At 65.7% G+C, this 25837-nt stretch carries 27 protein-coding genes; 9 read left to right on the top strand and 18 right to left on the bottom strand.

Annotated features, from left to right (window positions below; genetic code table 11):
* Window positions 1-69: 69 nt before the first annotated feature.
* Together GFS60_RS26835 and GFS60_RS26830 are read left to right on the top strand one after the other, a co-directional pair.
* Window positions 70-684, top strand: coding sequence for an acid phosphatase (locus tag GFS60_RS26835; protein ID WP_109331234.1), 615 nt, complete (start codon window positions 70-72; stop codon window positions 682-684).
* On the top strand, window positions 681-1160 hold the full coding sequence (locus tag GFS60_RS26830; RefSeq protein WP_159925907.1) for a GNAT family N-acetyltransferase: 480 nt from the start codon (window positions 681-683) through the stop codon (window positions 1158-1160). Before GFS60_RS26835 ends, GFS60_RS26830 begins: the two co-directional genes overlap by 4 nt.
* 4 nt (window positions 1161-1164) lie before the next feature.
* Here GFS60_RS26830 and GFS60_RS26825 read toward each other — a convergent pair whose 3' ends face one another.
* Window positions 1165-1578 (bottom strand): hypothetical protein, encoded by a 414-nt coding sequence (locus tag GFS60_RS26825; RefSeq protein ID WP_109331244.1) that lies wholly within the window; start codon window positions 1576-1578, stop codon window positions 1165-1167.
* 75 nt (window positions 1579-1653) lie between these two features.
* On the opposite strand from GFS60_RS26825, the gene GFS60_RS26820 reads away from it, so the two are divergent.
* Window positions 1654-2607, top strand: a complete 954-nt coding sequence (locus tag GFS60_RS26820; RefSeq protein WP_159925905.1) for a diacylglycerol/lipid kinase family protein — start codon at window positions 1654-1656, stop codon at window positions 2605-2607.
* Window positions 2608-2847: 240 nt separating this feature from the next.
* The gene (locus GFS60_RS26815; protein ID WP_005240099.1) at window positions 2848-3102 is read left to right on the top strand and encodes a WhiB family transcriptional regulator; all 255 of its coding nucleotides are present in this window, start codon (window positions 2848-2850) and stop codon (window positions 3100-3102) included.
* 63 nt (window positions 3103-3165) lie between these two features.
* On the opposite strand, the gene GFS60_RS26810 is transcribed toward GFS60_RS26815, so the two are convergent.
* Window positions 3166-4677, bottom strand: a complete 1512-nt coding sequence (locus GFS60_RS26810) for a sensor histidine kinase (protein WP_159925903.1) — start codon at window positions 4675-4677, stop codon at window positions 3166-3168.
* A 24-nt stretch (window positions 4678-4701) separates the two neighbouring features.
* Entirely contained in the window at window positions 4702-4917 is a 216-nt protein-coding gene (locus GFS60_RS26805) for a biotin/lipoyl-binding carrier protein (protein ID WP_005240095.1), read from the bottom strand.
* A gap of 92 nt (window positions 4918-5009) precedes the next feature.
* On the opposite strand from GFS60_RS26805, the gene GFS60_RS40395 reads away from it, so the two are divergent.
* Window positions 5010-5084 (top strand): 50S ribosomal protein bL37, encoded by a 75-nt coding sequence (locus GFS60_RS40395; RefSeq protein ID WP_022597109.1) that lies wholly within the window; start codon window positions 5010-5012, stop codon window positions 5082-5084.
* A gap of 71 nt (window positions 5085-5155) precedes the next feature.
* On the opposite strand, the gene rsrA is transcribed toward GFS60_RS40395, so the two are convergent.
* Complete coding sequence (rsrA, locus tag GFS60_RS26795) at window positions 5156-5437, bottom strand: mycothiol system anti-sigma-R factor (RefSeq protein WP_159925901.1); 282 nt, start codon at window positions 5435-5437, stop codon at window positions 5156-5158.
* Window positions 5434-6168: a sigma-70 family RNA polymerase sigma factor gene (locus GFS60_RS26790; RefSeq protein WP_109335199.1), complete on the bottom strand. Its 735-nt coding sequence runs from the start codon at window positions 6166-6168 to the stop codon at window positions 5434-5436. The genes rsrA and GFS60_RS26790 overlap by 4 nt, the downstream gene beginning before the upstream one ends.
* Before the next feature lie 123 nt (window positions 6169-6291).
* Between GFS60_RS26790 and ybaK the strand changes: the two genes are divergently transcribed.
* Window positions 6292-6786: a Cys-tRNA(Pro) deacylase gene (gene ybaK / locus GFS60_RS26785; protein ID WP_159925899.1), complete on the top strand. Its 495-nt coding sequence runs from the start codon at window positions 6292-6294 to the stop codon at window positions 6784-6786.
* On the opposite strand, the gene GFS60_RS26780 is transcribed toward ybaK, so the two are convergent.
* On the bottom strand, window positions 6773-7525 hold the full coding sequence (locus GFS60_RS26780; protein ID WP_159925897.1) for an SOS response-associated peptidase: 753 nt from the start codon (window positions 7523-7525) through the stop codon (window positions 6773-6775). The genes ybaK and GFS60_RS26780 overlap by 14 nt on opposite strands.
* A 101-nt stretch (window positions 7526-7626) precedes the next feature.
* Here GFS60_RS26780 and aroA point away from each other — a divergent pair, with 101 nt between their 5' ends.
* Together aroA and rsgA are read left to right on the top strand one after the other, a co-directional pair.
* Window positions 7627-8943: a 3-phosphoshikimate 1-carboxyvinyltransferase gene (gene aroA, locus GFS60_RS26775; RefSeq protein WP_159925895.1), complete on the top strand. Its 1317-nt coding sequence runs from the start codon at window positions 7627-7629 to the stop codon at window positions 8941-8943.
* Window positions 8940-9929, top strand: coding sequence for a ribosome small subunit-dependent GTPase A (rsgA, locus tag GFS60_RS26770; protein WP_159927572.1), 990 nt, complete (start codon window positions 8940-8942; stop codon window positions 9927-9929). The genes aroA and rsgA overlap by 4 nt, the downstream gene beginning before the upstream one ends.
* 34 nt (window positions 9930-9963) lie before the next feature.
* Here rsgA and GFS60_RS26765 read toward each other — a convergent pair whose 3' ends face one another.
* The 6 genes from GFS60_RS26765 to GFS60_RS26740 all read right to left on the bottom strand — a co-directional run bounded on the left by GFS60_RS26765 (window position 9964) and on the right by GFS60_RS26740 (window position 16251).
* Window positions 9964-11202, bottom strand: a complete 1239-nt coding sequence (locus GFS60_RS26765; protein WP_159925893.1) for a fatty acid desaturase family protein — start codon at window positions 11200-11202, stop codon at window positions 9964-9966.
* Between the two features lie 111 nt (window positions 11203-11313).
* Entirely contained in the window at window positions 11314-12570 is a 1257-nt protein-coding gene (locus GFS60_RS26760; protein WP_159925891.1) for a fatty acid desaturase family protein, read from the bottom strand.
* A gap of 64 nt (window positions 12571-12634) precedes the next feature.
* Window positions 12635-13750, bottom strand: coding sequence for a ferredoxin reductase (locus tag GFS60_RS26755; RefSeq protein ID WP_109331255.1), 1116 nt, complete (start codon window positions 13748-13750; stop codon window positions 12635-12637).
* Window positions 13751-13858: 108 nt separating this feature from the next.
* Window positions 13859-14368, bottom strand: a complete 510-nt coding sequence (locus tag GFS60_RS26750; RefSeq protein ID WP_159925889.1) for a DUF6912 family protein — start codon at window positions 14366-14368, stop codon at window positions 13859-13861.
* 30 nt (window positions 14369-14398) lie between these two features.
* A complete protein-coding gene (locus GFS60_RS26745; protein ID WP_159925887.1) occupies window positions 14399-15820 on the bottom strand; it encodes a WS/DGAT/MGAT family O-acyltransferase in 1422 nt (473 codons plus the stop codon).
* Window positions 15814-16251 (bottom strand): HAD-IA family hydrolase, encoded by a 438-nt coding sequence (locus tag GFS60_RS26740; protein ID WP_159925885.1) that lies wholly within the window; start codon window positions 16249-16251, stop codon window positions 15814-15816. The genes GFS60_RS26745 and GFS60_RS26740 overlap by 7 nt, the downstream gene beginning before the upstream one ends.
* A gap of 104 nt (window positions 16252-16355) precedes the next feature.
* Between GFS60_RS26740 and GFS60_RS26735 the strand changes: the two genes are divergently transcribed.
* Window positions 16356-16877 (top strand): Rv3235 family protein, encoded by a 522-nt coding sequence (locus tag GFS60_RS26735; RefSeq protein ID WP_159925883.1) that lies wholly within the window; start codon window positions 16356-16358, stop codon window positions 16875-16877.
* 9 nt (window positions 16878-16886) lie between these two features.
* On the opposite strand, the gene secA is transcribed toward GFS60_RS26735, so the two are convergent.
* From secA to mtrA, 6 genes are all read right to left on the bottom strand, one after another.
* Window positions 16887-19754: a preprotein translocase subunit SecA gene (gene secA / locus GFS60_RS26730; protein ID WP_159927570.1), complete on the bottom strand. Its 2868-nt coding sequence runs from the start codon at window positions 19752-19754 to the stop codon at window positions 16887-16889.
* Window positions 19755-19905: 151 nt separating this feature from the next.
* Window positions 19906-20589: a ribosome hibernation-promoting factor, HPF/YfiA family gene (gene hpf / locus GFS60_RS26725; RefSeq protein ID WP_159925881.1), complete on the bottom strand. Its 684-nt coding sequence runs from the start codon at window positions 20587-20589 to the stop codon at window positions 19906-19908.
* A 212-nt stretch (window positions 20590-20801) separates the two neighbouring features.
* On the bottom strand, window positions 20802-21500 hold the full coding sequence (locus GFS60_RS26720) for a ComF family protein (protein WP_159925879.1): 699 nt from the start codon (window positions 21498-21500) through the stop codon (window positions 20802-20804).
* A 44-nt stretch (window positions 21501-21544) separates the two neighbouring features.
* Window positions 21545-23335, bottom strand: coding sequence for an MtrAB system accessory lipoprotein LpqB (gene lpqB, locus GFS60_RS26715; protein ID WP_159925877.1), 1791 nt, complete (start codon window positions 23333-23335; stop codon window positions 21545-21547).
* Entirely contained in the window at window positions 23332-25146 is a 1815-nt protein-coding gene (gene mtrB / locus GFS60_RS26710) for an MtrAB system histidine kinase MtrB (protein ID WP_159925875.1), read from the bottom strand. The genes lpqB and mtrB overlap by 4 nt, the downstream gene beginning before the upstream one ends.
* Window positions 25143-25820 carry an MtrAB system response regulator MtrA gene (gene mtrA, locus GFS60_RS26705; RefSeq protein WP_005240059.1) on the bottom strand — a complete coding sequence of 226 codons (678 nt, stop codon included), beginning with the start codon at window positions 25818-25820 and terminating at the stop codon, window positions 25143-25145. Before mtrA ends, mtrB begins: the two co-directional genes overlap by 4 nt.
* Window positions 25821-25837: the final 17 nt, after the last annotated feature.

The raw sequence follows: 25837 nt of genomic DNA, 5'->3' as shown, positions 1-25837 counted from the left end.
GGCTCGATCCTGTCCTACTTCGCCCCTCGAGGCGAGCCTTACACGCGATTCGACTGACATGATGGATCAATGCCACCGAGTGATTCGCCGTCAGAACGTCGGATCGTCCTCCTCCGGCACGGCGAGACAGAATGGGCGCGTTCCGGTAAACACACAGGTCGCACGGATATCCCGCTCACCGACGTGGGCGAACGGCAGGCCCGGACGCTGGGCACCGCACTCGACGCTCTGGGACTGCGCAATCCACTCGTGATTGTCAGCCCCCGCCGCCGCGCCCAGGACACCGCTCAGCTCGCGGGACTGAAGATCCACCGCACGTGGGACGCGCTCGTCGAATGGGACTACGGCGCCTACGAGGGCCTGACGACGCCGGACATACGCACGAAGGTGCCCGACTGGACGGTGTGGACTCATCCCTGTCCGCGCGGAGAACAGGCGGAGCAGATTCATGCCCGGTGCGATCTCGTCCTCTCGGTTGCCCATTCGCAGCTTCCCGACCGCGACGTGATCCTCGTCGGGCACGGCCACTTCTCTCGCGCCCTCATCGCGCGGTGGGCGGATCTGCCGGTCAGCGAGGGGCGCCGATTCGCACTGTCGCCCGGCGCCTACTCGATACTGGGTTTCGAGCACGGCGCACAACAACTGGTCACTCACAACGTGACGATCGAGGAAGGTTCCCGATGATCAGACGCGCACGACCCGAGGACGTCTCTGCCATCACGGCCATGATCTACGAGCTCGCCGAACACCAGAAGGCGCGCGACGCGTGCACCGTCACGGCAGAGCAAATGCAGGACGCGCTCTTCGGACCGCAGCCGTCCACCTTTGCGCACGTCGCCGAGAGCGACGACGGGCGCGTGGTCGGTATCGCAGTCTGGTTCCGCAACTTCTCCACGTGGGACGGCACCCACGGTATCTACCTCGAGGACCTGTTCGTCAGCCCTTCCGAACGAGGTGCCGGGCACGGCAAAGCGCTGCTCGCCACACTCGCCAAGGAGTGCATCGACAACGGCTACACGCGACTGTCGTGGTCGGTGATCAATTGGAATACTCCGTCGATCGAGTTCTACGAATCGCTCGACGCTCATCCTCAGGACGAGTGGACCACCTACCGGCTCACCGGGGACCCGCTGGGAAAGCTGGCATCCGAGGTGAGCTGAGCTGTCATTCGTCCTGACCGTATTCGGCGGCCATCCACTTCGACGTGGGGCTGCTGAACAGGCAGCCGAGAGCACCGATCACCACGACCCCGAGCAGGACACCGAACACGGGCTGGTGTGAATCGGTGAGAAGCGACCACGCCACCGGGAGCAGGAGCAACTGCGCGACGATCGCGATGGCCCGACCCCAGCGCCTGCCGAAGATCAACGCCACGCCCGCGGCGAGCACTGCGCCACCGAGGATGGCGAACCATGCCGCGGTTCCGTAGCCGCTGCTCACACTCTGATCGTGGCCGAGCAGCCCACGCACGACCAGCACGACGGCCACCCCGACGGCGACGGCACCCTCGAGCGACACCAGTGCACCCGCGGAGCGGACCGTTGCGGGCGTGGACTGGCTGAGAGGCGGCTTCGGCACGCGGCAAGCCTAGAACACCGAGACGCCGGCAGGCTCGGGACGGTGACGCACAACGCCCCACTAGTCTTGGTCCCTGTGCGCGCGCTGCTGATCGTCAATCCGAATGCCACCTCGACGACCCCCGCCGGGCGCGACCTCCTCGCCCATGCACTGTCGAGCAGAGTGCGATTGACGGTGGCGCACACGACGCACCGCGGCCACGCCGCCGAACTTGCGCAGCAGGCCTGTGTGGACGGAATGGGGTTGATCATCGTCCACGGCGGCGACGGCACCGTCAACGAAGTCGTGAACGGCCTCCTGGGTACTCCCCCGCCGGGGTCGACACGAGTCGAGTCGGTGGGACTGGTTCCGCCGATCGCCGTCGTACCCGGAGGTTCGGCGAACGTGTTCGCCCGGTCACTCGGCATCGCCGCCGATCCTGTGGATGCCACCAACCAGCTCATCGACCTGCTGGCGCGCGGCGAGCTGCGCAGGATCGGTCTGGCCCACTGCGACAATCGCTGGTTTGCGTTCAACGCGGGTCTCGGGTGGGACGCCGCGGTCTGTGAGGCCGTGGACGCCCACCGCAAGAACGGCCGACCGGCCACGCCCGCCCAGTACGTGCGGGCAGCGGTCCGGGTCTTCTTCCGGTCGAAGAACGCCGAGCCGACGCTCACGGTGCACGTTCCCGGGCAGGAACGGTTCGAGGGCGTCCACTACGCATTCGTGTCGAATGCCAGTCCGTGGACGTATCTGAACAAACGGGAGGTCCACACCAACCCGGACACGAATTACGACAGTGGGCTCGGCGTCTTCGCCATGACCTCCACGTCGATCGTCACCACACTTCGTGTTGCCCGCCAGTTGTTGACCCCCGGTGCCAGTCCGCGCGCGAAGAAGCTCATCAGGGTCGACGACGTGCCGTCGGTGCGGATCTCGGCGTCCCGGCCGATCGGACTGCAGATGGACGGCGATTACATCGGCCTGTGCAACGACGTGGAGTTCGTGTCGGTGCCGGAGGCCCTGGACGTGGTTGCGCCCAAATCCTGAGCAGACCTCGAGAAATCGGGTTTTCCACCTCGCGGGCCGGGCTGCCATGGGGTACAAAGGACGGCGCGCCTCATAGGGCGACCTTAGAAAGTGAGTTCCCCCACGGTGCGGCGGATTTCTATTGACATCCCGCCAGTTCGTGAAAGCATTCACAAGCAACAGTGCGGAAACATTCTCTACGCACAGATGAACTCACCAAGACAAAACGGTGCATTACGCACCCAGTTAAGGAGCAGAAGGATGGACTGGCGCCACAAGGCAATCTGTCGCGACGAAGACCCCGAGTTGTTCTTTCCCGTAGGCAACAGCGGTCCGGCTCTCGCGCAGATCGCCGATGCCAAGGTTGTCTGCAACCGCTGCCCGGTCACCGCCGAATGCCTGTCCTGGGCTCTCGAGTCGGGCCAGGACGCCGGTGTCTGGGGCGGCATGAGCGAAGACGAGCGACGCGCACTCAAGCGCCGTAACGCGCGCACGCGGGCCCGCACGACCGTATAGAAGTACTTCGAGGAAGACGGGTCCGGCACCACATGGTGCCGGGCCTCTTGCTTTTGTGCGCCGTCACGTCGCGTTCCAGTACCGAGGTCCGCGGCGGCCGAGCGGAACCCGCAGCACTGCGTCCGTTCCGCCGTCCGTTCCCGGGTGCAGGCCCAGGGAACCGTTCAGTTCGGCGGCCACGAGTGTCCGGACGATCTGCAGGCCGAGACGATCGGAACGTTCGAGGCTGAAACCGGGCGGCAGGCCTTTTCCGTCGTCGTGGATAACCACGTCGAGCCAGCGTGCGGACCTCTCGGCGCGCATCGTGACCGTCCCGGGTGCACCGGGCTCGAAGGCGTGCTCGATGGCGTTCTGCACGAGTTCGGTCAGGACCATGACGAGCGGTGTGGCCCGTTCCGCGGAGAACACTCCCAAACTTCCCTCACGCCGGACCTTGATGGGTGTGCTCACGGTTGCCACGTCGGACAGGATCGGCACCAGCCGGTCGACGACCTCGTCGAGGTTCACTTCCTCGTCCACGGACATCGACAACGTGTCGTGCACGAGCGCGATCGAGGTGACCCGGCGCACGGATTCCGTCAGCGCCTGGCGCGCTTCCTCGTTGTTGGTGCGTCGCGCCTGCAATCGGAGCAGGGCGGCGACAGTCTGCAGATTGTTCTTGACTCGGTGATGAATCTCACGGATTGTCGCATCCTTGCTGAGGAGCGCTCGATCGCGCCTCTTGACTTCCGTGACATCGCGTACGACGACGGCAGCGCCCACCCGCTTACCGCCGGGCTTGAGGACCAGCGCACGCAGCAGCACCGTCGCTCCCCGCGCCTCGATCTCCATCCGCCTGCCGGGGATATCTGCCAGAGTGTCGCGGATATAGCCCGCAACCTCCTGCGACTCGAACGGGTCGGTGACCAGTGACCGCGTCGTGGCCGCCAGGTTGCGTCCCACCAGGTCGGAGCTCAGACCCATGCGGTGATAGGCGGACAACGCGTTGGGGCTGGCATAGACGACGCGACCCTCGGTGTCGAGGCGGATGAAGCCGTCGCCGGCGCGGGGACTGGAATTGGTGTCCGACCGCGACTCCCGGATCGGGAAGGTGCCGTCGCTGATCATCTGGCACAGGTCTTCGGCGCAGTCGAGGTAGGCCACTTCGAGCGGGCTCTGCGCCCGCTGATGCGACAGGTTCGTGTCCCGGCTGAGTACCGCGATCACCTCGCCGCCCCAGCGCACCGGGACGGCCTCGCCCCGCGGCGGCAGACCGGCATGCGTGCCACCATCCGTCGGCCGCACCACCCGCTCCTCGACGAGGGCCTGCAACACCTGCGGATGCTGGGACTCCGAGGCCACCGTTCCGACGACGTCCTCGGGATACGCGGTCGACGCGGTGGTGGGCCGGCAGTGGGCGACGCAGATCACCGTCCGCGTTTCTTTCGGGGACGCAGAATCCTCGACCCACAGCAGCACGTCGGCGAACGACAGATCGGCCAGGAGTTGCCACTCCCCGACCACTCTCTGCAGGTGATCGACGGCGGACCCGGGAAGATCGGTGTGCTCGGCGAGCAGATCGCTCAGTGTGGACATCGGCTGAGGGGACTTCGGGTCAGCTCACGAGATGACGGCGATGAGGTCGCCCTGCTGAATCACGTCGCCGACCTTGACGTCCACGGAGGTGACGGTGCCGGGCTCCTCGGCGATGACGGGAATCTCCATCTTCATGGATTCCAATATGACGAGGGTGTCGCCTTCCTTCACCTCGTCACCCGCACTGACCACAACCTGATACACCGTCGACACCATCTCGGCGCGCACGTCTTCTGCCATCGTGATCCTTACTCCCGGGGTCGAGAAAGCCCTGTTGCACAGACACCCAACCACACGTGGAACACTGTAGTGAAAAGAAGGGAGATCTACTCATGGGTAAGCGTGGTCGCAAGAAGCGCAGTCGCAAGGGCAATGCCGCCAACCACGGCAAGCGTCCCAACGCCTGACGCGCCGTAGAACGCACATCAGGGGCCGGAAAGCAGCACGCTTTCCGGCCCCTGATTGCTTGTCTGACGCTCTAAGCCTCGCGTTCGGTCTCGGTGATCAGGATGGTCCGCCGTAACTCGACGGAGAGCCGCTGGCGCAGGCTCTCGGGGGCGTGCTCGCCACCGCACTTGCGGCTCACCAAGCTCTTGACCTTCTCCTCGATCCCGTAGGCCTCGAGGCAGGAGCCACACTCGTCGAGATGCCGCTGCAGCCGCGCGCGCGCGGCTGCATCACATTCGCGGTCCAGCATCAGCCAGACGTCGGCGATCACCGCGGAGCAGTCGAGCTGCTCGAATTCGTCCTGCTCGCTCACCGGGAAACCTCCTGATCCGCACCTACGGCTGCCTCGGCCGGCAGCTCTCCGTCACCCCGGTTGAAGCCGCGTTCACGTGCGACGTCACTCAGCAGGCCGCGCAGCTGCTTACGTCCGCGGTGCAGACGCGACATCACGGTCCCGATGGGGGTACCCATGATGTCGGCGATCTCCTTGTACGGGAATCCCTCGACATCGGCGTAGTAGACGGCCATCCGGAACTCCTCCGGCAGCGCCTGCAGCGCCTCCTTGATGTCGTCGTCGGGAAGGGCATCGAGCGCCTCCACCTCGGCGGACCGCAAACCGGTGGACGAATGCTCTGCCGTCGCGGCCAGCTGCCAGTCCGTGATCTCGTCGGTGGGGTATTGCGCGGGCTGCCGCTGCTTCTTCCGGTACGAGTTGATGTAGGTGTTGGTCAGGATCCGGTACAGCCAGGCCTTGAGATTGGTGCCCTCACGGAACGACCGGAATGCCGTGTATGCCTTCACGTACGTTTCCTGCACCAGATCTTCGGCATCCGCAGGGTTGCGCGTCATCCGCAGCGCAGCACCGTACAACTGATCCAGAAGTGGAAGCGCGTCCCTTTCGAAACGCGCGATCAACTCGTCCTGGGGCTCGGGTCGGTCTGCCTTCGGACGGTCATGTTCGTGCACGCTGATCCCTTCGGTCGCCGTGGGCGTCAAGGTTACCGCCAACTGCAGACGCGACGTGGGCTCCGCTACCGTGGCCATCACGAGTAGGACCACTCCCTTCACTGGACGCTTGCTTCTGCCCGTACCAACACGGCTGCCCCCGACTGTGTTCCCGGGACGTACTCCTGAGGCCGCCGGGAGGAGATGGCACAGTGTTCACCCATGGCCGGAACTGCGACCCCCGCGACCACCCTGCTCGGTAAACAGCGCGTCGCGCACCGGATACACACCTATGCGCACGACGCGCGCGCCGAGTCGTACGGCTCCGAGGCCGTCGACGCGCTCGCCGAAACGGTAGGGGTCGCGGCCCATCAGATTCTGAAGACCCTCGTGATCAAACTCGACACCGGCAAGCTCGCCGTCGCGGTCGTGCCGGTGCCGGACATGCTGTCGCTGAAGGCCGCAGCGGCGGCACTCGGGGCGGGTAGAGCCGTGATGGCCGATCGGAGCGAGGCGGAGCGGTCGACGGGTTACGTTTTCGGGGGCATCTCGCCGCTCGGGCAGCGGAAGATCCTTCCCACCGTGATCGACGCCTCCGCCATGAACTGGGATCGGGTGCTGTGCAGTGCGGGACGCCGGGGTGTGGAGATCGAACTCGCGCCGGCCGACCTGGTGCGGCTGAGCGGAGCGGTGGTCGCCGCCGTCACAGCAGGCTGAGTTGCTCTCCTGCCTTTGCTTCGTCGGGCGTGCCCGGATCGGGCTCGAGTAGCTCGGGTCCGTTGTTCCGGACGCTGTTCACTCGCGTCGACACCCGGACGATCCCGATGTCGGCGATGGCCTCGGTCGAGGCCGTGAGTAGATCGGCCGACGCGGGTTGCCGAGGATCGAGCCAAGCGTCCCACCGATCGCGCGGCAACACGAGCGGCATCCGGTCGTGCACCTCCGCCAACTGGGCAGCGGAGTCGACCGTGACGATGGCGCAACTCAGGACAGGTGCGGGGTCGCGCACCGACCGGTCGTGCCATACGGACCACAGCCCCGCCACGTACAGACGGGAACCGTCCTGCGGCGACAGATAGTACGGAATCTTCTCGCTTCGGCCCGACGCCCGTCCCTGGCCGCCCGCGGCTTCGTTCTTCCACTCGAACCACCCGTCCATCGGCACCAGACACCGCGTGTGGGTGAACGCGTTCCGAAACGCGGGTTTGTCGATCGAGTCGGCGCGGGCGTTGAACAGGACCGGTCCGCCGCCGACTTTCCTCGACCACGGCGGGACGAGCCCCCATCTCATCCGCCGGACACGACGCGCGTCGTGACGGTCGAGGACAGTGAGTACCTCGGTGGTCGGGGCGACGTTGAAATCCGGTCGACCCGGCTCCTCCCCCACCTCGTCGATGGCATTGAGGTCGGTCGCCAGCGTTGCCGGATCCGCAGTGGTCGCATACCTGCCACACATACCCACCAGAGTGGCACAGACAACCGACAACGGGCCGAGCCGTCCATCCACCCACCCGACACGCCGCCCAGCCGTGTCCCTCACCCCTCGCGTAGGCGAAGATGGAGACCGTGAGCCTGAGCCAGTGGAAAGCACCCCGCGCCGAAGAGCCCGTCGTTGCGACGGTTGTCCTGCCCGGATCGAAATCCATCACCAACCGTGCACTGATCCTCGCCGCGCTCGCGCAGGGCCCCTCGACTTTGCGCGGTGCGCTCCGCAGTCGCGACACCGACCTCATGATCGACGCTCTCCGCACACTAGGGACCACTGTCGAAGAGCAGGACGACACCACGACGCTCGAGGTCACCCCCGGACCCCTCCGCGGTGGATCGGTGGAGTGCGGTCTGGCGGGCACGGTCATGCGCTTCCTGCCACCGGTGGCAGCACTCGCGTCGGGCACGGTCCGGTTCGACGGGGACGAACAGGCCCGCACGCGACCCTTGGGCACCATTCTCGACGCGCTGCGCGGGCTGGGCGCGGACATCGACGGAAACGCACTGCCGTTCACCGTCGAGGGCCGCGGCTCACTCCGAGGCGGACACGTCACGATCGACGCGTCCGGTTCCTCACAATTCGTCTCGGGCCTGCTGCTGTCTGCGGCTGCGTTCGACGAAGGTGTCACCGTGCATCACGACGGCAAGTCCGTTCCCTCGATGCCCCACATCGAAATGACCGTCGAGATGCTGCGCGCAGCCGGTGTCGCGGTGTCCACGCCGGCAAGCGGCGGCGACGCCGACACGTGGCGGGTGAGCCCAGGCGCGATCCGGGCCGTCGATTGGGCGATCGAACCGGACCTGTCGAACGCCACGGCCTTCCTCGCGGCCGCCGCCGTCACCTCCGGAGAGGTGACGGTGCCACGATGGCCCAGCCGCACAACGCAGCCCGGTGATGCGATACGCGAGATTCTCCTCGCCATGGGTGCGCAGGTGCGGCTCGACGGCGACGAGTTGACGGTCACGGGACCGGGCACACTGACCGGAATCGACATCGACCTGCACGACGTCGGCGAACTCACTCCCACCGTCGCCGCCCTTGCGGCCCTGGCCGAAGGGCCCTCCCATCTGCGGGGAATCGCGCACCTGCGCGGTCACGAGACCGACCGGCTGGCAGCGCTCTCCACCGAGATCAACGCGCTCGGCGGGAACGTCACCGAAACAGAGGACGGTCTCACCATCGTTCCCACGACGCTGCACGGCGGGACGTGGCACTCCTACGCCGATCATCGGATGGCGACGGCAGGCGCCATCATCGGACTCGTCGTCGACGACACGACGGTCGAGGACGTGGGCACCACGGCCAAGACGCTGCCGGGCTTCGAAAACCTCTGGGCCGCAATGGTGACCGCAGGTGCGGGCACCGGTCGGAAGGCGAGCTTCTGAGCCGCCGCGAGTACGACGAGTCCGATGTGCGGGTCCGTCCGGGTAGGGGGACGCGGCCACGGACCAAGACACGACCGGAGCACCTGAGCGCGGAGTCGGCCATGGTGGTGTCCGTGGACCGGGGACGGTGGGGCTGCGTACTGGGCGGCGATCCGGACCGCCTGATCGTCACCATGCGCGCCCGGGAATTGGGCCGCACCCCCATCGTGGTGGGAGACCAGGTCAGCGTAGTGGGCGATCTCTCCGGCAAGCCCGACACTCTCGCCAGGATCGTGCGGGTGGCCGAGCGCTCCACCGTTCTGCGGCGGACGGCCGACGACACCGATCCGTACGAGCGGATCGTCGTCGCCAACGCCCAGCAGTTGCTGATCGTGGTCGCGCTCGCCGATCCCCCACCGCGCACCGGTTTCGTCGAGCGTGCGCTGGTCGCCGCCTACGTCGGCGGGCTGAACCCCATCATCTGCCTCACCAAGAGCGACCTCGAGCCGCCCGAGGAATTCGCGAGCGCTTTCGCGGAGCTCGATGTTCCCGTGGTGGTCGCCGGACGAGACGATCCCGTCGACGACGTCATGACCATGTTGTCGGGAAAGCTCACCGCATTGATCGGTCATTCCGGTGTGGGCAAGTCCACGCTGGTCAACCGGCTCGTTCCGGACGCCGATCGGGCGGTGGGTGTGGTGTCCGGGGTCGGGAAGGGGCGGCACACCTCGACACAGTCCGTCGCGCTGTCCCTACCGACGAGTGGATGGGTGATCGACACCCCCGGAATCCGGTCGTTCGGGCTTGCCCATATCTCCCCCGAGAATGTGGTGGCCGCCTTCTCCGACCTGGCCGCGGCGATCGAAGACTGCCCGCGCGGGTGCACCCATCTGGGCCCGCCCGCCGATCCGGAGTGCGCGCTCGATCAGCTCGAAGGGAAAGCGGCCCGACGCGTTGACGCGGTCCGCCACCTCCTCACCGCGATCGCTTCCAACGAAGCGTGGTGACGAAGGGGCGAACCGCGCCCGGTGAAAACTTCTTCTAGCGCGACAACAGCGCACGCAGGCCGCGGCGCCCGCGTGAGCGCTGGATCGCGCTGCGGAGCCCCTGCCGACGGCCGGTCACGGGATCGATTGTGGCTGTGGTCTTTCCACCGAACTTGCGCTCCGACGCGGTTTCCGGTGCGTCGTCCGCCGTGGCCTTGAGGTACTTGTTCGGCAGCGACAACTTGGCGATGGTGCGCCACGACTTCGCGTACTGCACGAGGAAGGGTCCCGTCGTATACGGCAGGTCGTACTTGTCGCACAGCTCACGAACGCGGACCGCGATCTCGGCGTAACGGTTGCTCGGCAGATCGGGGAACAGGTGATGCTCGATCTGGTAGCTGAGGTTGCCGGACATGAAGTCCATGACCTTGCCGCCCTCGATGTTTGCGCTACCCAGCATCTGGCGCAGGTACCACTCGGCGGGCGTTTCCTTGTCGATATCCGCCTTGGTGAACTTCTCTGCGCCGTCCGGGAAGTGACCGCAGAAGATGATGGCGTTGGTCCACACATTGCGGATCATGTTGGCGCTCACGTTGGCCGTCAGCGTGCTCTTCCACGCCGGGCCGGTGATCGCCGGGTGCACGACATAGTCCTTGAGGAGCTGCTTGCCGATCTTCTCGCCGACCTCGCGGAGCTTGCGCTGAGTCTCCTCCTTCGGCACCCGCCCCTTGGCGACCTTGCCGAGCTCGAGGTGCTGGGCCGCAATGCCGTATTCGAAGAACAGTGCCAGCAAGGTGTTGTACACGAGGTTGCCGGTGTTGAACGGCTTCCACCGCTGATCACGGGTGACGCGCAGAAGCCCGTATCCCACGTCGTCGTCCATACCGAGGACGTTGGTGTACTTGTGGTGAATGTAGTTGTGGGTCTGCTTCCAGTGGGCGGACGGCCCCGTAACGTCCCACTCCCACGAGGTGGAGTGGATCTCCGGGTCGTTCATCCAGTCCCACTGGCCGTGCATCACGTTGTGGCCGAGTTCCATGTTCTCGATGATCTTCGAGAGGGCGAGCATGGCGGTGCCCGCCAACCAGGCCGGGCGGCGCTTGCTCGCGAAGAGAACGGCCCGGCCACCGATTTCGAGCGACCGCTGCAACCGAATGGTGTTGCGGACGTACCGTGCGTCACGTTCGCCGCGGGATTCCTCGATATCGCGCCTGATCGCATCCAGCTCGCGTCCGAGCGCCTCGATGTCGGCTTCGGTGAGATGTGCGTATTCCTTGACGTCTGCAATCGCCATGGGGAACCTCCTCCTGGCTGGGTCGACAGTTCACACCCGTAGGCGCTGACATGACCTACCGTACCGTAAGTTACGACACCGTAGGTTACCTCAGCGTAGGTGTGAGGGAAATCACCGTCGACGGCGAGGAATCTTGGCCTCAGCACGGGCCCGGAGGGCCGACAGCAGACCTCGACGCTGCCCCGTCACAGGGTCCGTACGCAGCGTTTCGACCATGGCGGCACCAGCGTCACGAGCGTCGCGGAACTTGCGCTCCGAGGAGGTCTCCGGAGCGTCGTCGGCCGTCGCCTTGAGCATCCAGTCGGGCAGTGCAAGTTTGTGGATGGTGCGCAGCGCCAGCAGGTACTGCTTGGCCAGCGAGCCCGTCGTGTAGGGCAGGTCGTACTTCTCACACAGCGCCCGCACCTTCACCGCAATCTCGGGGTAGCGGTTGCTGGGCAGATCAGGGAACAGGTGATGCTCGATCTGGTAGCTGAGGTTCCCGCTCATGAAACCCATGACTTTGCCGGAATCGAAATTGGCGCTGCCGAGCATCTGTCGCAGATACCACTCGTGCCGGGTTTCGTTCTCGTATTCCTCCACGGTGAACTTTTCGGCACCGTCCGGGAAATGGCCACAGAAGATCACCACGTACGCCCACAGGTTGCGGACCAGATTCGCGGTGGTGTTCGCCGACAACGTCGACTTCCACGCGGGTCCCGCGAGCACCGGGAAGAGAAGGAAATCCTTGCCGACCTGACGGAAGATCTTGCGTGCGAAATCCTTGTTCGCCTGCGAGTTGAGCTGACCCTTCTCCACACCCTCGAGCTCGGCCGCGAACGTGAGGTCGTGCAGCGCGATACCCCATTCGAAGGTAGCTGCCAGAACGATATTCGCGATCGGCTGCAGCAGATTGATCGGCCGCCACTCCTCGTCGCGGGTCATCCTGAGAATGCCGAAACCCACATCGGAGTCCATTCCCACGATGTTGGTGAACGTGTGGTGGGAGTAGTTGTGGGCGCGCTTCCAATGCTCCGACGGACCCGTCTGGTCCCACTCCCACGACATCGAGTGGATCTCCGGATCGTTCATCCAGTCCCACTGGCCGTGCATCACGTTGTGGCCGAGCTCCATGTTCTCGATGATTTTCGAGAGGGACAGCATGGCGGTGCCGGCGAGCCAGGCCGGGCGGTACTTGCTTCCGAACAACGCGAGCCGGCCACCGAGCTCCAGCAGCCGCTGGGTCCGGATCGCTCGGCGAATGTAGCGGGCGTCGCGAACGCCCCGCGAATCCTCCACATCGAGCCGAATCGCGTCCAGCTCCCGCCCGAGCGATTCGATGTCCGCTTCGGTGAGGTGTGAGAATTCTTTGATGTCGGTGATTGCCACCGTGCTCCTCCGTCTGGTCAGAGACTCCGAGAATAGCCGAGACAGATGAACAACACGCCGACGCTCACGCGTCGAGCGTGCAGTCACCCGCCGCGGACGAGATGCACGTCTGGACGCGGTCTCCCTCGGCGTGCTGCTTCCCGGACCTCAGATCGATGGCGTGTCCCGACAGAATCGGCACGACGCAGGTCTGGCAGATACCCATCCGGCAGCCGAAGGGCAGCAGTGCCCCGGCCTTCTCGCCGGCCTCGAGCAGGGTGGTGGCGCCGTCGATCGTCATCACTTTGTCCGCTTTGGCGAAGGTCACGGTGCCGCCTTGACCCGAGGTGTCCGCCCGGGAGACCGCGAACCGTTCGAGGTGCAAGCGATCCTCGATGTCCTCGTCCCGCCACAGCGTCTCGATTTCGTCCAGCATCGGCAGCGGCCCGCAGGCCCACGTCTGCCGCTCCCGCCAGTCCGGACACACGTCGTCGAGGGAGGACAGCGCAAACTTGCCTTCGGTGCGGGTGAGCTGGATCTTGCACCGGAAGTCGTCGTGTTCGTCGTGCAGGCGGGTCAGTTCGTCCGCGAACATCACGTCGGCATCGGTGGGCGCCGAGTGGACGTGGAAGACGTCGGGAAGCTGGCCGCGCCGGTTCATCGTGCGCAGCATGGCCATGACCGGAGTGATCCCGCTGCCGGCGGTGAGGAACAGGATTCGCTCGGGCGGGGGGTCGGGCAGGGCGAAGTTCCCCGTAGGCGTCGCGAGTCGCACGATCGTCCCGGACGGCACGCCGTTGACGAGGTGACTCGACAGGAATCCCTCGGGCATCGCCTTGACCGCAATGGAGATGAGCTTGTCGTCCCAGTTGGGCGGGGAGGTGAGGGAATACGAACGCCAGTGCCATCGGCCGTCCACGTGAAGTCCGATGCCGATGTACTGACCGGGCTCATAGTTGAAGTCGAATCCCCAGCCGGGCTTGATGACGATCGTGGCGGAATCGGCCGTCTCGGCGCGCACGTCGACGATCTGGCCGCGCAGCTCCCTGGCCGACCACAGCGGATTGGCCAGATGTAGATAATCGTCCGGGAGCAACGGCGTCGTGAGCCGTGCGGCCGCACCACGCAACCAATTGAGTTTGGACCGCTTGGCGGGCACCACCGCTGCTGCGGGCGCCTCGATCCAGTCCTTCAGACCCATCAGACCTCCACCTGTCTCGTCGTGACCTACGCTACCGTAGGTTACCGACTTACGGTACCGTAGGTTACCTCGAGGTAGGGATGCGGTCCTCTCGGGACGACCCTGAGGTCAGAGCAATTCCAGAAGAAAAGAAATCTCCTGGGTGGCATACCACGCGAGCACGTGATCCTCGGCGTCGCCGAGCACGAATTCCGCATCCGGATCGCCCAGGTCCGCCTCGTCGATCGCCGCGACGGCCCGCTCGATGTCCGGTTCGGCCTCCGCCAGATCCACATGGACCGACGCCACCTGCGAAAGAGTCACCGGCCCCGGCAACCGCACCACGGCATCGTCGAGATCGGGGCGCGGTGTGACGTCGTCCACGTCTGCTGCCACGACCACCCGCCGGAAACGGACGCCGTCGCCGCCCTCTGACAACCGGCCCGCGATCAGCCGGAGCGAAGCCCGCGCGGCCTCACCCATCGCCACCTCGGCCAGCTCCTCGTCGTCGCCCGACGAGTAAGCCTCACGCAGGGTGGCGGTGACAGCGAACGCGGTCCGGCTCATCGGATCGAACTTCGACTCGGTCACCAGCTCGTGCAGGATCTCGATGGTCGCGGGAACATACACCCTCGTCATGTGTCACCCGTCATTCGCAACGCGGACTTTTCACCGGCTGGCATCCAACAACTCCTCGAGAGATTGGTACAGCAGCGCCGCCACCACGTCCACATCGGCCATCGCATCACGGTCTGCATTCAAACCGTAGTAGACGTTGCCGTCGTAAGAGGTCAGCGCAATGCTCAATGTCTGATTTTTCAGCAGCGGCGACACCGGGTACATCTCGAGCATGCGCGCTCCGCCGACGTACAGCGGCATCTGCGGACCGGGCGCATTGGTGATCATCAGATTGAACATCCGCTGCGAGAAGCTGCTCGCCGCACGGGCACTCATCGCGTGCAGGGTGGCAGGCGCGAACCCGGACAGCCGCACGAGCGTCTGAGCCGTCACGCGCCGACTCTGCTTCGCGTGCGCCTCCATCGCATGCGCCACGTGTGAGAGTCGCACCACCGCATTCGGTTCCCCCACGGGCAGGTCGATGAGGAACGACGACACCATGCTCCGCGGATCCGACCACTCACCACGCTGGCCCAGGTCGACGTCCGTGTCGGGGTCGACGTACACCGACATCGGTACCATGGCGCGCACCGTGGTCGATTCGGCGACCGGCTCGCCGCGCGAGAGCAACCAGTTCCGCAGGGCACCCGACACCACGGCGAGGATGACGTCGTTGACCTCGCACCCATACCGTGCGCGGATCTTCCGGTAATCCCCCAGTTCGGTCTTGACCACGGCGAAGCGCCGGTTACGGGAGATGGTCGCATTCAGCGGGGTCGCGGGCGCGACCTGTGTGGCGGTACGCACCACAGCGGCCAACTTCCCCACCGCGCGCACGGTCTCGCCGAGCGCAGACGCCATGCCGCTCAGGGTCATTCGCAACGACGCCAGCCCCTCCCCGGGCCGCGCCAGGATGTCGGCGAGGGCGCCGGCGACGAGGGTGGTCTCGCTCGGCTCCGGGCTGGGCATCCACAATTCCTCCGCCATGGGCCTGCGTGTCTTCGCCGAATCGAGAATGACCTGACCGATTTCGGGTGCCGTCTCCCCGTCGACGAGGGAGGAATGCGACTTGGTGAAGATAGCAAAGCGGTTGTTCGACAAGCCCTCCACCAAGTACATCTCCCACAGGGGACGGGTGTTGTCGAGCGGCCGCGACGTGAGGCGCGCGACCAGATCATGCAGCTGCGCGTCCGAACCCGGCTTCGGCAACGCCGATCGCCGGACGTGGTACTCGATGTCGAAATCCTGATCGTCCACCCACACCGGACGTGACAATCCCAGCGCCACCTCCCGCACCTTCTGCCGGTACCGCGGCACCAGACTCAGGCGTTCCTCGACGAGACGAAGTAATTCCTCGTAGGACAACCCATTTCGGGGCTTGCGAAAGATGGCGAGCGAACCGACGTGCATCGGCGTACTACTTGCCTCGAGAAAATAGAACGACGCGTCCTGCGTTGTCAGTCTCGTCACCATGTCGACGCCTGTTCCCCTTGCATTCCGTCTCGATCCACGTCGAGAAGCACCGCCAGCTCGCTCGCGGTCACCACGCCGTCGACGTGGTGCACACCCACCATCCCGACAGACACCGCACCGCGAACGTTGACCGCCAGGTCGTCGACGAAGATACAGTCCCGCGGTTCCAGGCCGAGCACTTCGGCCGTCAACCGGTAGATGCGCGGATCGGGTTTGGCCACACCGACATCGCCGGACAGCACCACCCGGTCGACCAGCCGGCCGTCACCGAGTTCCCGCAACCACTCACCCCCGGGACCGCCGGGGTCGTTACTCAGGATCGCGGTCCGGACGCCGCGACGCCGCGCGTCGGCGAGGACCGCCGACAGCCCGTCGAAGTCCGAACCGGGGCCCACGAGCACACCACCGACGTCCACAATCAATCCCCGCACGACCCCACCCTAGGGTTCCCTGCGGGGTTCGGCGACACGACCGCTGAATCCGTGCAAGGATGGCCGCTACGACGGCCGTCTCATGCCGAAACCGGGGGGAAGAAATGAGTGAGTCCTACACGTTCCTGTCACGCGTGCCCAACTACGAACCGCCGACAGGTGAGGCGCTGGGCGCGGCCGGTCCGGCCGTGTCGTCCGGCACTCGGCGAGCACCGGGTCGGGGCCGTCACTCGTCACCGGCGCGTAGCTCGGCGCACTCCGGCACCTCGCCGCGCTCCTCGCCCGACGTCACTCGTCCTCGCGCCGCACCCGACGCACAGCGCTTCACCGAACACGCGTTCCGGCTGGTGCTGGAAGTACTGGATCGGCGGCGCAACGTGCGGCAGTTGCGGCCCGTGGTCGTTCCCTCACTGCTGGACGTGGCACGGACTCTCGCGCTTGCCGAGTCACCGTCGAGACGGCTCGGAGTGGCAACCCTGCTCCGTGTCCACCTTCGGGTACTCGACGACAACACACTCGAGGCGTTCGGCACCTACGGACGGGGACCGCGGGTGTTCGTGATCGCAGCCCGTGTCGAACGGAAATCCGACACGGGCTGGATCGTCACCTCGATGGTGGTCGGCTGACGAAGCGGCTCAGCGCTTGCGCTTGGACCGCGGCGCCTTCTTGCCCTTCGACTGCGACCGTGCAGCATCGCGTCGCTGGCGCCGGGTTCCCGGGTCCGAGTTGGTGTCGCTGCCGGTGCCGCGGCGGCTGAGCTGGGCGTTGCCGTCCTCCGCCGGGCCCGAATAGGTCAGGCCACGCGGCTCTGCCTCGTCCAGTCCCTTCGCGCGCAGGGCGGACGGTGCAGCGGTGCCCTGAGACTGACGTGCCGCCTCCTGGGTGGGCAGCGGGCGGGCAGGAGCGGGCGTCGGCGAGGCGGACGCCGTCGCGGCCGCCGAGGACGCCGTCACATTGACGCCGGGGGCGGCCGCCTGCTGCGGCGCAGCGGCCTCGACCTGCAGATTGAACAGGAATCCGACCGACTCCTCCTTCAGGCCCTCGAGCATGCCGGTGAACATGTCGAAACCCTCGCGCTGGTACTCGACCAGCGGATCGCGCTGCGCCATCGCACGCAGACCGATTCCCTCCTTGAGGTAATCCATCTCGTACAGGTGCTCGCGCCACTTGCGGTCGAGCACACTCAGCAGCACACGCCGCTCGAGTTCGCGCATGGCACCCGCACCGGCGGCGGCGTCAATTTCTGCTTCCCGGCGTGCATACGCCTGGTGTGCATCCTCGAGAAGCATCTCGCGAAGTTCGTCGCTGGTGACGTCCTTCACCTCACCGTCGGAGCCGTCTCCGACGATTTCCTTGTAGTCGAGGCCGATCGGGTAGAGCGTCTTCAGCGCGGTCCACAGCTGTTCGAGATCCCAGTCCTCGACGTACCCCTCGGAAGTGGCACCGTCGACGTACGCGGTGACCACGTCCGTGATCATCTTCTCGACCTGGCCCTCCATGTCCTCGCCTTCGAGGATCTGGCGGCGCTCCTTGTAGATGACCGTGCGCTGCTGATTCATCACCTCGTCGTACTTGAGAACGTTCTTCCGGATCTCGAAGTTCTGCTGCTCCACCTGCGTCTGCGCGCTCTTGATGGCCTTCGAGACCATCTTCGCCTCGATCGGAACGTCGTCGGGAAGGTTGAGCCGGGTCATGATCGACTCGAGCGCCGCGCCGTTGAACCGTCGCATCAACTCGTCACCGAGCGAGAGGTAGAACCGGGACTCGCCCGGATCGCCCTGACGTCCGGAGCGACCACGAAGCTGGTTGTCGATTCGCCGGGACTCGTGCCGCTCGGTACCGAGTACGTACAGTCCGCCCGCTTCCCGGACCTTGTCCGCATCGGCTTTCACCTCGGCCTTGACCTGCTCGAGGACCTCGTCCCACGCCGCCTCGTATTCCTCGGGCGTGTGGACGGGATCGAGTCCCCGCTTGCGCAGGGCGATGTCCGCGATGATGTCGGGGTTGCCGCCGAGCACCACGTCGGTTCCACGACCGGCCATGTTGGTTGCCACCGTGACAGCCCCGGACCGGCCGGCCTCGGCGATGATCGTGGCTTCCTGCTCGTGGAACTTCGCGTTCAGCACGTTGTGCGGCAGGCCCCGCTTGGTGAACTGCTTCGACAGATACTCGGACCGCTCGACGCTCGTGGTTCCGATCAGGACGGGCTGTCCCTTCTCGTGCCGCTCCACCACATCGTCGACGACGGCGTCGAACTTTGCTTCTTCGGTCTTGTAGATGAGGTCGCCGTTGTCGACGCGGACCATCGGCCGGTTGGTGGGGATCGGGATGACACCGAGGTTGTAGATCTGGTGTAGCTCGGCGGCCTCGGTTTCGGCGGTACCCGTCATGCCCGACAGCTTGTCGTACAGCCGGAAGTAATTCTGCAGCGTGATCGTGGCGAGCGTCTGATTCTCGGCCTTGATCTCCACCTTTTCCTTGGCTTCGATCGCCTGGTGCATGCCCTCGTTGTAGCGGCGACCGACGAGGACACGACCGGTGAACTCGTCGACGATGATCACTTCGCCGTCACGGACGATGTAGTCCTTGTCCTTCGTGTAGAGCTCCTTCGCCTTGATGGCGTTGTTGAGGTAGCTCACGAGCGGCGAGTTGGCAGCCTCGTACAGGTTGTCGATACCGAGCTGATCCTCGACGAGCTCGACGCCCGCTTCGTGCACACCGATCGTGCGCTTGCGGATGTCGACTTCGTAGTGGACGTCTCGCTTCAGCATCGGCGCGATACGCGCGAACTCCGCATACCACTTGCTCGACGCATCGGCGGGTCCGGAAATGATGAGGGGGGTTCGGGCCTCGTCGATCAGGATGGAGTCGACCTCGTCGACGACGGCGAAGGCATGACCACGCTGAACGAGATCGTCCAGCGAGTGCGTCATGTTGTCGCGGAGGTAATCGAATCCGAACTCGTTGTTCGTGCCGTAGGTGATGTCTGCGGCATAGGCCGCGCGCCGCTCGGCGGGAGACATTCCGGACAGGATCACGCTCGTCTCCATACCCAGGAAACGGTGAACTCGTCCCATCCACTCCGAGTCGCGCTTGGCGAGGTAGTCGTTGACCGTCACGACGTGGACGCCGTCGCCGGCGATGGCATTGAGATAGGCGGGCAGAACGCAGGTGAGAGTCTTGCCTTCACCGGTCTTCATTTCGGCGATGTTGCCGAAGTGCAGCGCAGCCCCACCCATGATCTGCACATGGAAGTGCCGCTGGTCGATGACGCGCCACGACGCCTCGCGGGCCACCGCGAACGCCTCGGGGAGCAACTCGTCGAGCGATTCACCGTCGCGGTACCGCGAGCGGAACTCGTCGGTCTTCGCCCGCAACTGCTCGTCGGTCAGGTCTTCGATCTCGGACGACAGCGAGGAAACGTGGTCGGCGATGTGCTTGAGCCGCTTGACCATGCGACCTTCACCAACACGGAGCAGCTTGGATAGCGACAGCGACGGCACAGTCTTGTTCGTCCTCAATCTTCGGCGGTGGGTGGGTGACACACAAAATCCGGCCGGAGGTCCGAGAACCCCGGCCGGATTCCATGGTAGGCGCTCTTCGGTGCGGACGAGTAGACCGACCGCTCACACCGTCACGTGGGACGAGTGCAGATCACGCCAGGCGGATGAGTCCGTAGTCGAACGCGTGCCGCCGGTAGACGACGGAAGGCTTGTCCGACTCCTTGTCGTGGAACAGGAAAAAATCGTGTCCTACCAGCTCCATCTCGTACAGAGCATCGTCGATGGTCATCGGTGTGGCCTTGTGTTCCTTGGTCCGCACCACCTGACCCGGCCTGTGCTCGTGCGGCTGCGATTCCTGGCCGTCGAGGGAGATGTCGGGGTTGATACCGAGACTCTCGTCCTCGGCGAGTGCTGCAGTGGCCTCTGCCACCGATACCGGGGTCTTCTCCCCGTAATGGACCTTCTTTCGGTCCTTGGTGCGGCGGAGCCTGCTCTCGAGCTTCGCGGTGACCGACTCGAATGCTGCATAGAAACTGTCGGCCGACGCTTCGGCTCGGGCTACCGGCCCTTTGCCTCGGGCAGTGATCTCGACGCGCTGGGCGCTCTTCCTCTGGCGTCGATTGCGTTCGTGCTGTAGTTCGACATCGAACAGGAAAATGGAGGGGTCGAAGCGCTCGAGGCGCGACAGCTTCTCGGAGACGTACACACGAAAGTGGTCGGGAACCTCGACGTTGCGTCCCTTGACGACAATATCGGCGCTAGGGGCATCGGTCTTCTCTTGTGCATCCGTGGTGCGTTCGTCGATGAAAACCGAAGCTTGCGAAGGGGTCGTCACTCGTACCTCCCGATTACGGCCCCGCCCCGAAATGGGCGGCGGCGGATTTGAGCAATGCCGGGAAGGGGTCCGCCCGGCACCAGGTTCGAAGTACCACCTCCTACCTGTGTTTCGGGTGTGTCCGCGACGCTAGTACGTAACTCGCGCGAGTGCCACTGTTCGGCGCAATTTCATCCAGCCGACACCGAGATTGTCGCGGCCTCGCCGCGAGGTCAGCCGACTCCGGCCAGGACGACCACCGAGGAAACCGGAATGCCGGCGCCGGACAGCACCCGGATCGACTCGGCCGCGGTCGCCCCCGTGGTCGAGACGTCGTCGATCAGGACTACCGTCTTACGTTGCGCCGCAGACCTTTCCGAACACAGATGCTGTGCGAATCGGTGGCCGCGCGAGGTGAGGAGAACACCACCCTCGAGGTTTACTCTACGTTGATCCGCGGACAGTCCGACGGAATCCCGCACCCCTCTGCGCATGGCCAGCGCCGGACACACCCGGGACGCTCCCACCGCGGCGACAGCAATCCGGGTTACGGGATCGCCACCCCGCATCCTGGCCGCCCGCGAACGCGTGGGAGCGGGCACGAGGACCACCGGCGCGACCTCGGGCGGCGCCAGTTCACCCCATTGGTGCAGCCGCGCGAGTGCGCCCGCGACAGCGGAACCGAGCGGCACCGCGAGGTCGCGCCGGCCCCGTTCCTTCGCAGCGATCACCGCCCGGCGACGTGGACCCGAGTACGGTCCCAGCGCCCACACCGCGACTCCCGGATCGACCCGCGGCTGCAGGAGAATCGGATCGTCGGCCAACTCGGCGGCGCAGCCCTGGCACCATTGCGTGCCCGGCTCCGCGCACCCACCGCATTCTGCCGGCAGAATCAGATCGAGCAGCGTCCGTGAGCCGGGCAGTATGCGCATGCCGTCATCTTCCGCACCCCCACCGACAGATCGCCCCACCGGAATCAGCCCGGCAGAATCGGTATCGCTTTCACGCCCGTCAGCCCGGGAACCTCGCGCCAGTACCGATCCCCCGCCGGATCGTTGTTGTTCAACTGGAAGACAGCGCGCGAATCGGCGACGAACTCCGTCGTCGTCGAGGCGTCCACGGCCACCACCGGGGCCGTGAGGTTACGGCTCGGCAGGGCGTCCATCCGTGAGCCGTCGACCGCGATCTGCACCACCGGAATATCCGAGGCCGCACGCGCGACGACGATCGTGTCACTCGTGCTCCAGTCGAGCGACAGAGCCGGACTTCCGAGGCCGATCGCCACCGCGCGCGGGTTGGTGAGGGCGTACCCGCCACCGGGCTTCTGCGCCACGATGGCCAAATACACCTTGCCGTCCACGATGAGCGCCGCACGCACTCCGTCGCGAGAGAGCCGAAGCTCGGTGATGGTAGACCCCAGTGCAGTGACAGCACCCACATCCACGTTCTCGACCGAGGTCCGCCCTGTTCCGGGCTCGCGCAGCACCCGGATCACGGCATTGCCGTTGACCGCCGCCCAGATGGCCGAGTTGTCGGGCGCCCACGTCGGACGGGTTATCGCGCCCCCCTCGAGCACGGACGCCGCCCCGTCCTCATAGGCGCCGACCATCAGGGCACTCGCCGGCTCGGGCGGTGGACGTCCGGTGTCCGCGACGGCGGCCACGAGTTTGCCGTCCTGCGACAGCGCGAGGGAACGCATGCTCCGCGCCGAACCGAAGTATCCCGGCACCGGGGTCACCCCGGTCTCGGTGACACTCACCATCGACCCGTCGCGGAGGGCATGCAGACCCACCGTGGCACTCGAGGTCGCGAACGGATTCATCGACGCGACGTCGGCGGTGGTCCAGCCGTTGGGGAAACGATCGTCGAAGGGCTCACCGTCCGCGAGCAGCACGTAGGGACCGGAGATTTCCGCGTTCGCGAGGGTCCAGATCACCTGCGCCGCAAACAATCCCTTCGCTTGCTGATCCATCGGCCGTACACCGGAGAAATCGATCCGGATGCCCCCGAGCCCCACACCCACCTGAGCGGTGCGCCCGTCCGCCTTCGTGATCGGTCCCCGGACCGACACACCCTCGCCGAGCTCGTTACGCACAGCGGGGGCGAGTGCCGACTTCGGCCCGTCGATCAGCAGACCCATCAATTGGGCCGCCATCTGATCCTGCGCGCCCGACACCCAGCGTGGATCCGGCACCACCGTCGTCCCGGCAGGGTCGAGGAAGTACAGCGATTTGCGTTGATAGGTGTTGAGGAACTGGGCCCGGTCGAGAATTACTCCGGACGGCAGCTCCGAGATCCGCCACTCCCCGCCCTGCATCTCCAGACTGATCTTCGTCTCGAAACTTCCCTCTTCTGCGACGTACAGTCCGCCCGGTTCCAGTTGCCCCACCTTGTTGGCACGGATGGTGTAGGTCGCGCGATCGGTAGACCGGGCCTCGGGCAGAACGTCGACCTTGTCGACGATGGTGGCGCTCGCCGCATCGTCCCACCTGCCGGACACCCCGGGGGTGAGGAACTGCCGTGCAGCAAGATGGCGGCTCGACGGATCGGTGCTGGCCTTGAAGAAGTCGCGCAGGAGCAGGTCCGGTTCCCGGCCCGGTGCGGGTGCGGCCACGCTCGATCCCGGCGAATCGCGGTTGATCGTGCCGATTGCCTGGGGTGTCGACGAATCAGGCAGGCTGGCGCATCCACCGACCGTGACGAGTACGGCTCCGACCACAGCAGCCCAGATCGATCGGATCACGGGCGTCGACGACGAGCGCATCATCCGTCCCGCTCCGTTGTATGCGGCCCTTCACGGTCGCCGACGTGGGCACTCTCGCGCTCGCGTGGCCCGGGGGGCCCGGAATGTTCAGGCAACTCGCGTTTCTGCGGCACGGTCCGGGATTCGTCGACGGCGGTTTCGGGGCTGTCGTTACGCAGCGGCATCGACGTGTCCCCCGGGAAGGGCTGTCCCTGAACGTATTTGCCGGTGCCGGGTTTGAGCGGCAGCGGACTCGAGACCACTTTCCGGCCCCGCACCCTCGGCAACGTCAACCGGAAGCAAGCGCCCTGACCGGGCTCACCCCACGCCTCGAGCCGGCCGTCGTGCAGGTTCGCGTCCTCGACACTGATGGCCAGTCCGAGTCCGGTGCCGCCGGAGCGGCGCACTCGCGAGGGGTCCGACCGCCAGAACCGATTGAACACAAGTTTCTCCTCGCCCGGCCGCAACCCGACACCTTGGTCACGCACGATGAACGCTGCGGCACTGTCGTCGGCACGCAGACGCAGGAGCACCGGTTTGCCCTCCCCGTGGTCGATGGCATTGGCGAGGAGGTTGCGCAGTATGCGTTCGACGCGGCGCGGATCCACCTCCGCCATGACAGCCTGGTCCGGCAGGTCGACGATCAATTCCGTCCCGCTCTCGCGCGCGAGGTGCCGCACCGTGGACACGGCGGCTCGCGCGCACATCCGCAGGTCGAGTTGCTCGGCCGCCAGCTCGGCGACACCGGCGTCGTGGCGGCTGATCTCGAGCAGATCGACCAACAGGCCCTCGAACCGGTCCAGTTCGGCGACAAGTAGCTCGGAGGAGCGCCGGAGCACGGGGTCGAGTTCGTCACTGCCGTCGTGGATGAGATCGGCCGCCATCCGCACGGTGGTGAGCGGCGTGCGGAGCTCGTGACTGATGTCCGAGGTGAAGCGCTTCTGCAGGTTGCCGAACTCCTCCAGCTGGGTGATCTGCTTGGACAGACTTTCAGCCATCTCGTTGAACGACATCGCCAGCCGGGCCATGTCGTCCTCACCGCGCACGGGCATGCGCTCCTTCAGACGGCCGTCGGCGAACCGCACCGCGATCCGGGAGGCGGACCGAATCGGGAGGACCACCTGCCGGGCCACGAGGAGCGCGATGGCCGCCAGGAGCACGGCAAGCACCGCGCCGCCGACGAGCAGAGTCCCGCGTACCAGCGACAGGCTGCGGTCCTCGCTCGCCAACGGGAAGATGAGGTAAAGCTCGAGTGTCGAGATGGCCGAGGCCGTCGGGCTCCCGACGATCAGCGCGGGACCGGAGTATCCCTCGGGGTCGTTCACGGTGGCGAACTGGTAGCTCACCTGACCGGCCTGCACGAACGCCCGCAGCGACTCCGGTATCTGATCGGCAGGACCACTCGAGGTCGGCGCGCGCGACCCGTCACCGGGCACGATCAGCACCGGGTCGAAGGTGCCTGCCGATCCGGAATCCTGACCGGCGTCCGGCTCCCTGTTCGTGAGGGCAGCGCGGGCGCCGTCGAGCTGTGTGGTGGGCGAACTGGTGTCTTCGGCCCCGGCCAGCTGCCCTTCGACCGTGCTCCGGGCGCGGTCCATCTCCTCGGTCGCGGCGTTGATCTTCGTCTCGAGCAGCCGATCGGTGATCTGGCTGGTGAGCACGACTCCGAGGACGACGATGACGATGAGCGACAACGTCAGCGTCGACACGACCACCCTCAACTGCAGCGAGCGACGCCACGTGTGCGCGAGGGTATTACTCAGTGAGTGACCCCACCGAAGGATCGGCGATACGCGTCGGTTGACACGACGCCGCCATCGGGAAACACCTGTCACGGCGGTCCGGCCTTGTAGCCGACCCCCCTGACCGTCAAAACCACTTCGGGATTCTCGGGATCAGTCTCGACTTTGGCGCGCAGACGCTGAACGTGCACGTTGACCAGTCGGGTATCGGCTGCATGACGGTAACCCCACACCTGCTCGAGCAGAACCTCACGGGTGAACACCTGCCGCGGCTTGCGGGCCAGCGCAACCAGGAGGTCGAATTCGAGGGGTGTGAGGGAAATCAGTTCTTCGCCCCGGCTCACCTTGTGAGCGGGAACATCGATGACGATGTCGGCGATGCTGAGCAGTTCGGCGGGTTCGTCCTCGGTCCGGCGAAGCCGCGCGCGAACCCTCGCCACCAGCTCCTTCGGCTTGAACGGCTTCATGATGTAGTCGTCCGCGCCGGATTCCAATCCCAGAACCACGTCGACGGTGTCCGTCTTCGCCGTCAGCATCACGATCGGCACACCGGAGTCGGCGCGGAGCACCCGGCACACGTCGATACCGTTCATCCCTGGCAGCATCAAGTCGAGTAACACCAGGTCCGGGCGAGTCTCCCGGACTGCGGTGAGCGCCTGGGTCCCGTCCCCCACCACGTACGGGTCGAAACCTTCGCCGCGGAGAACGATCGTGAGCATCTCCGCGAGCGCAGTGTCGTCGTCGACAACCAGAATCCTTGGCTTCATGTCCCTATCGTTGCATC

Source organism: Rhodococcus sp. WAY2 (assembly GCF_009859915.1).
GTDB classification, from domain to species: Bacteria; Actinomycetota; Actinomycetes; order Mycobacteriales; family Mycobacteriaceae; genus Rhodococcus_F; species Rhodococcus_F oxybenzonivorans.
This window is presented reverse-complemented; position numbering and strand designations above follow the sequence as displayed.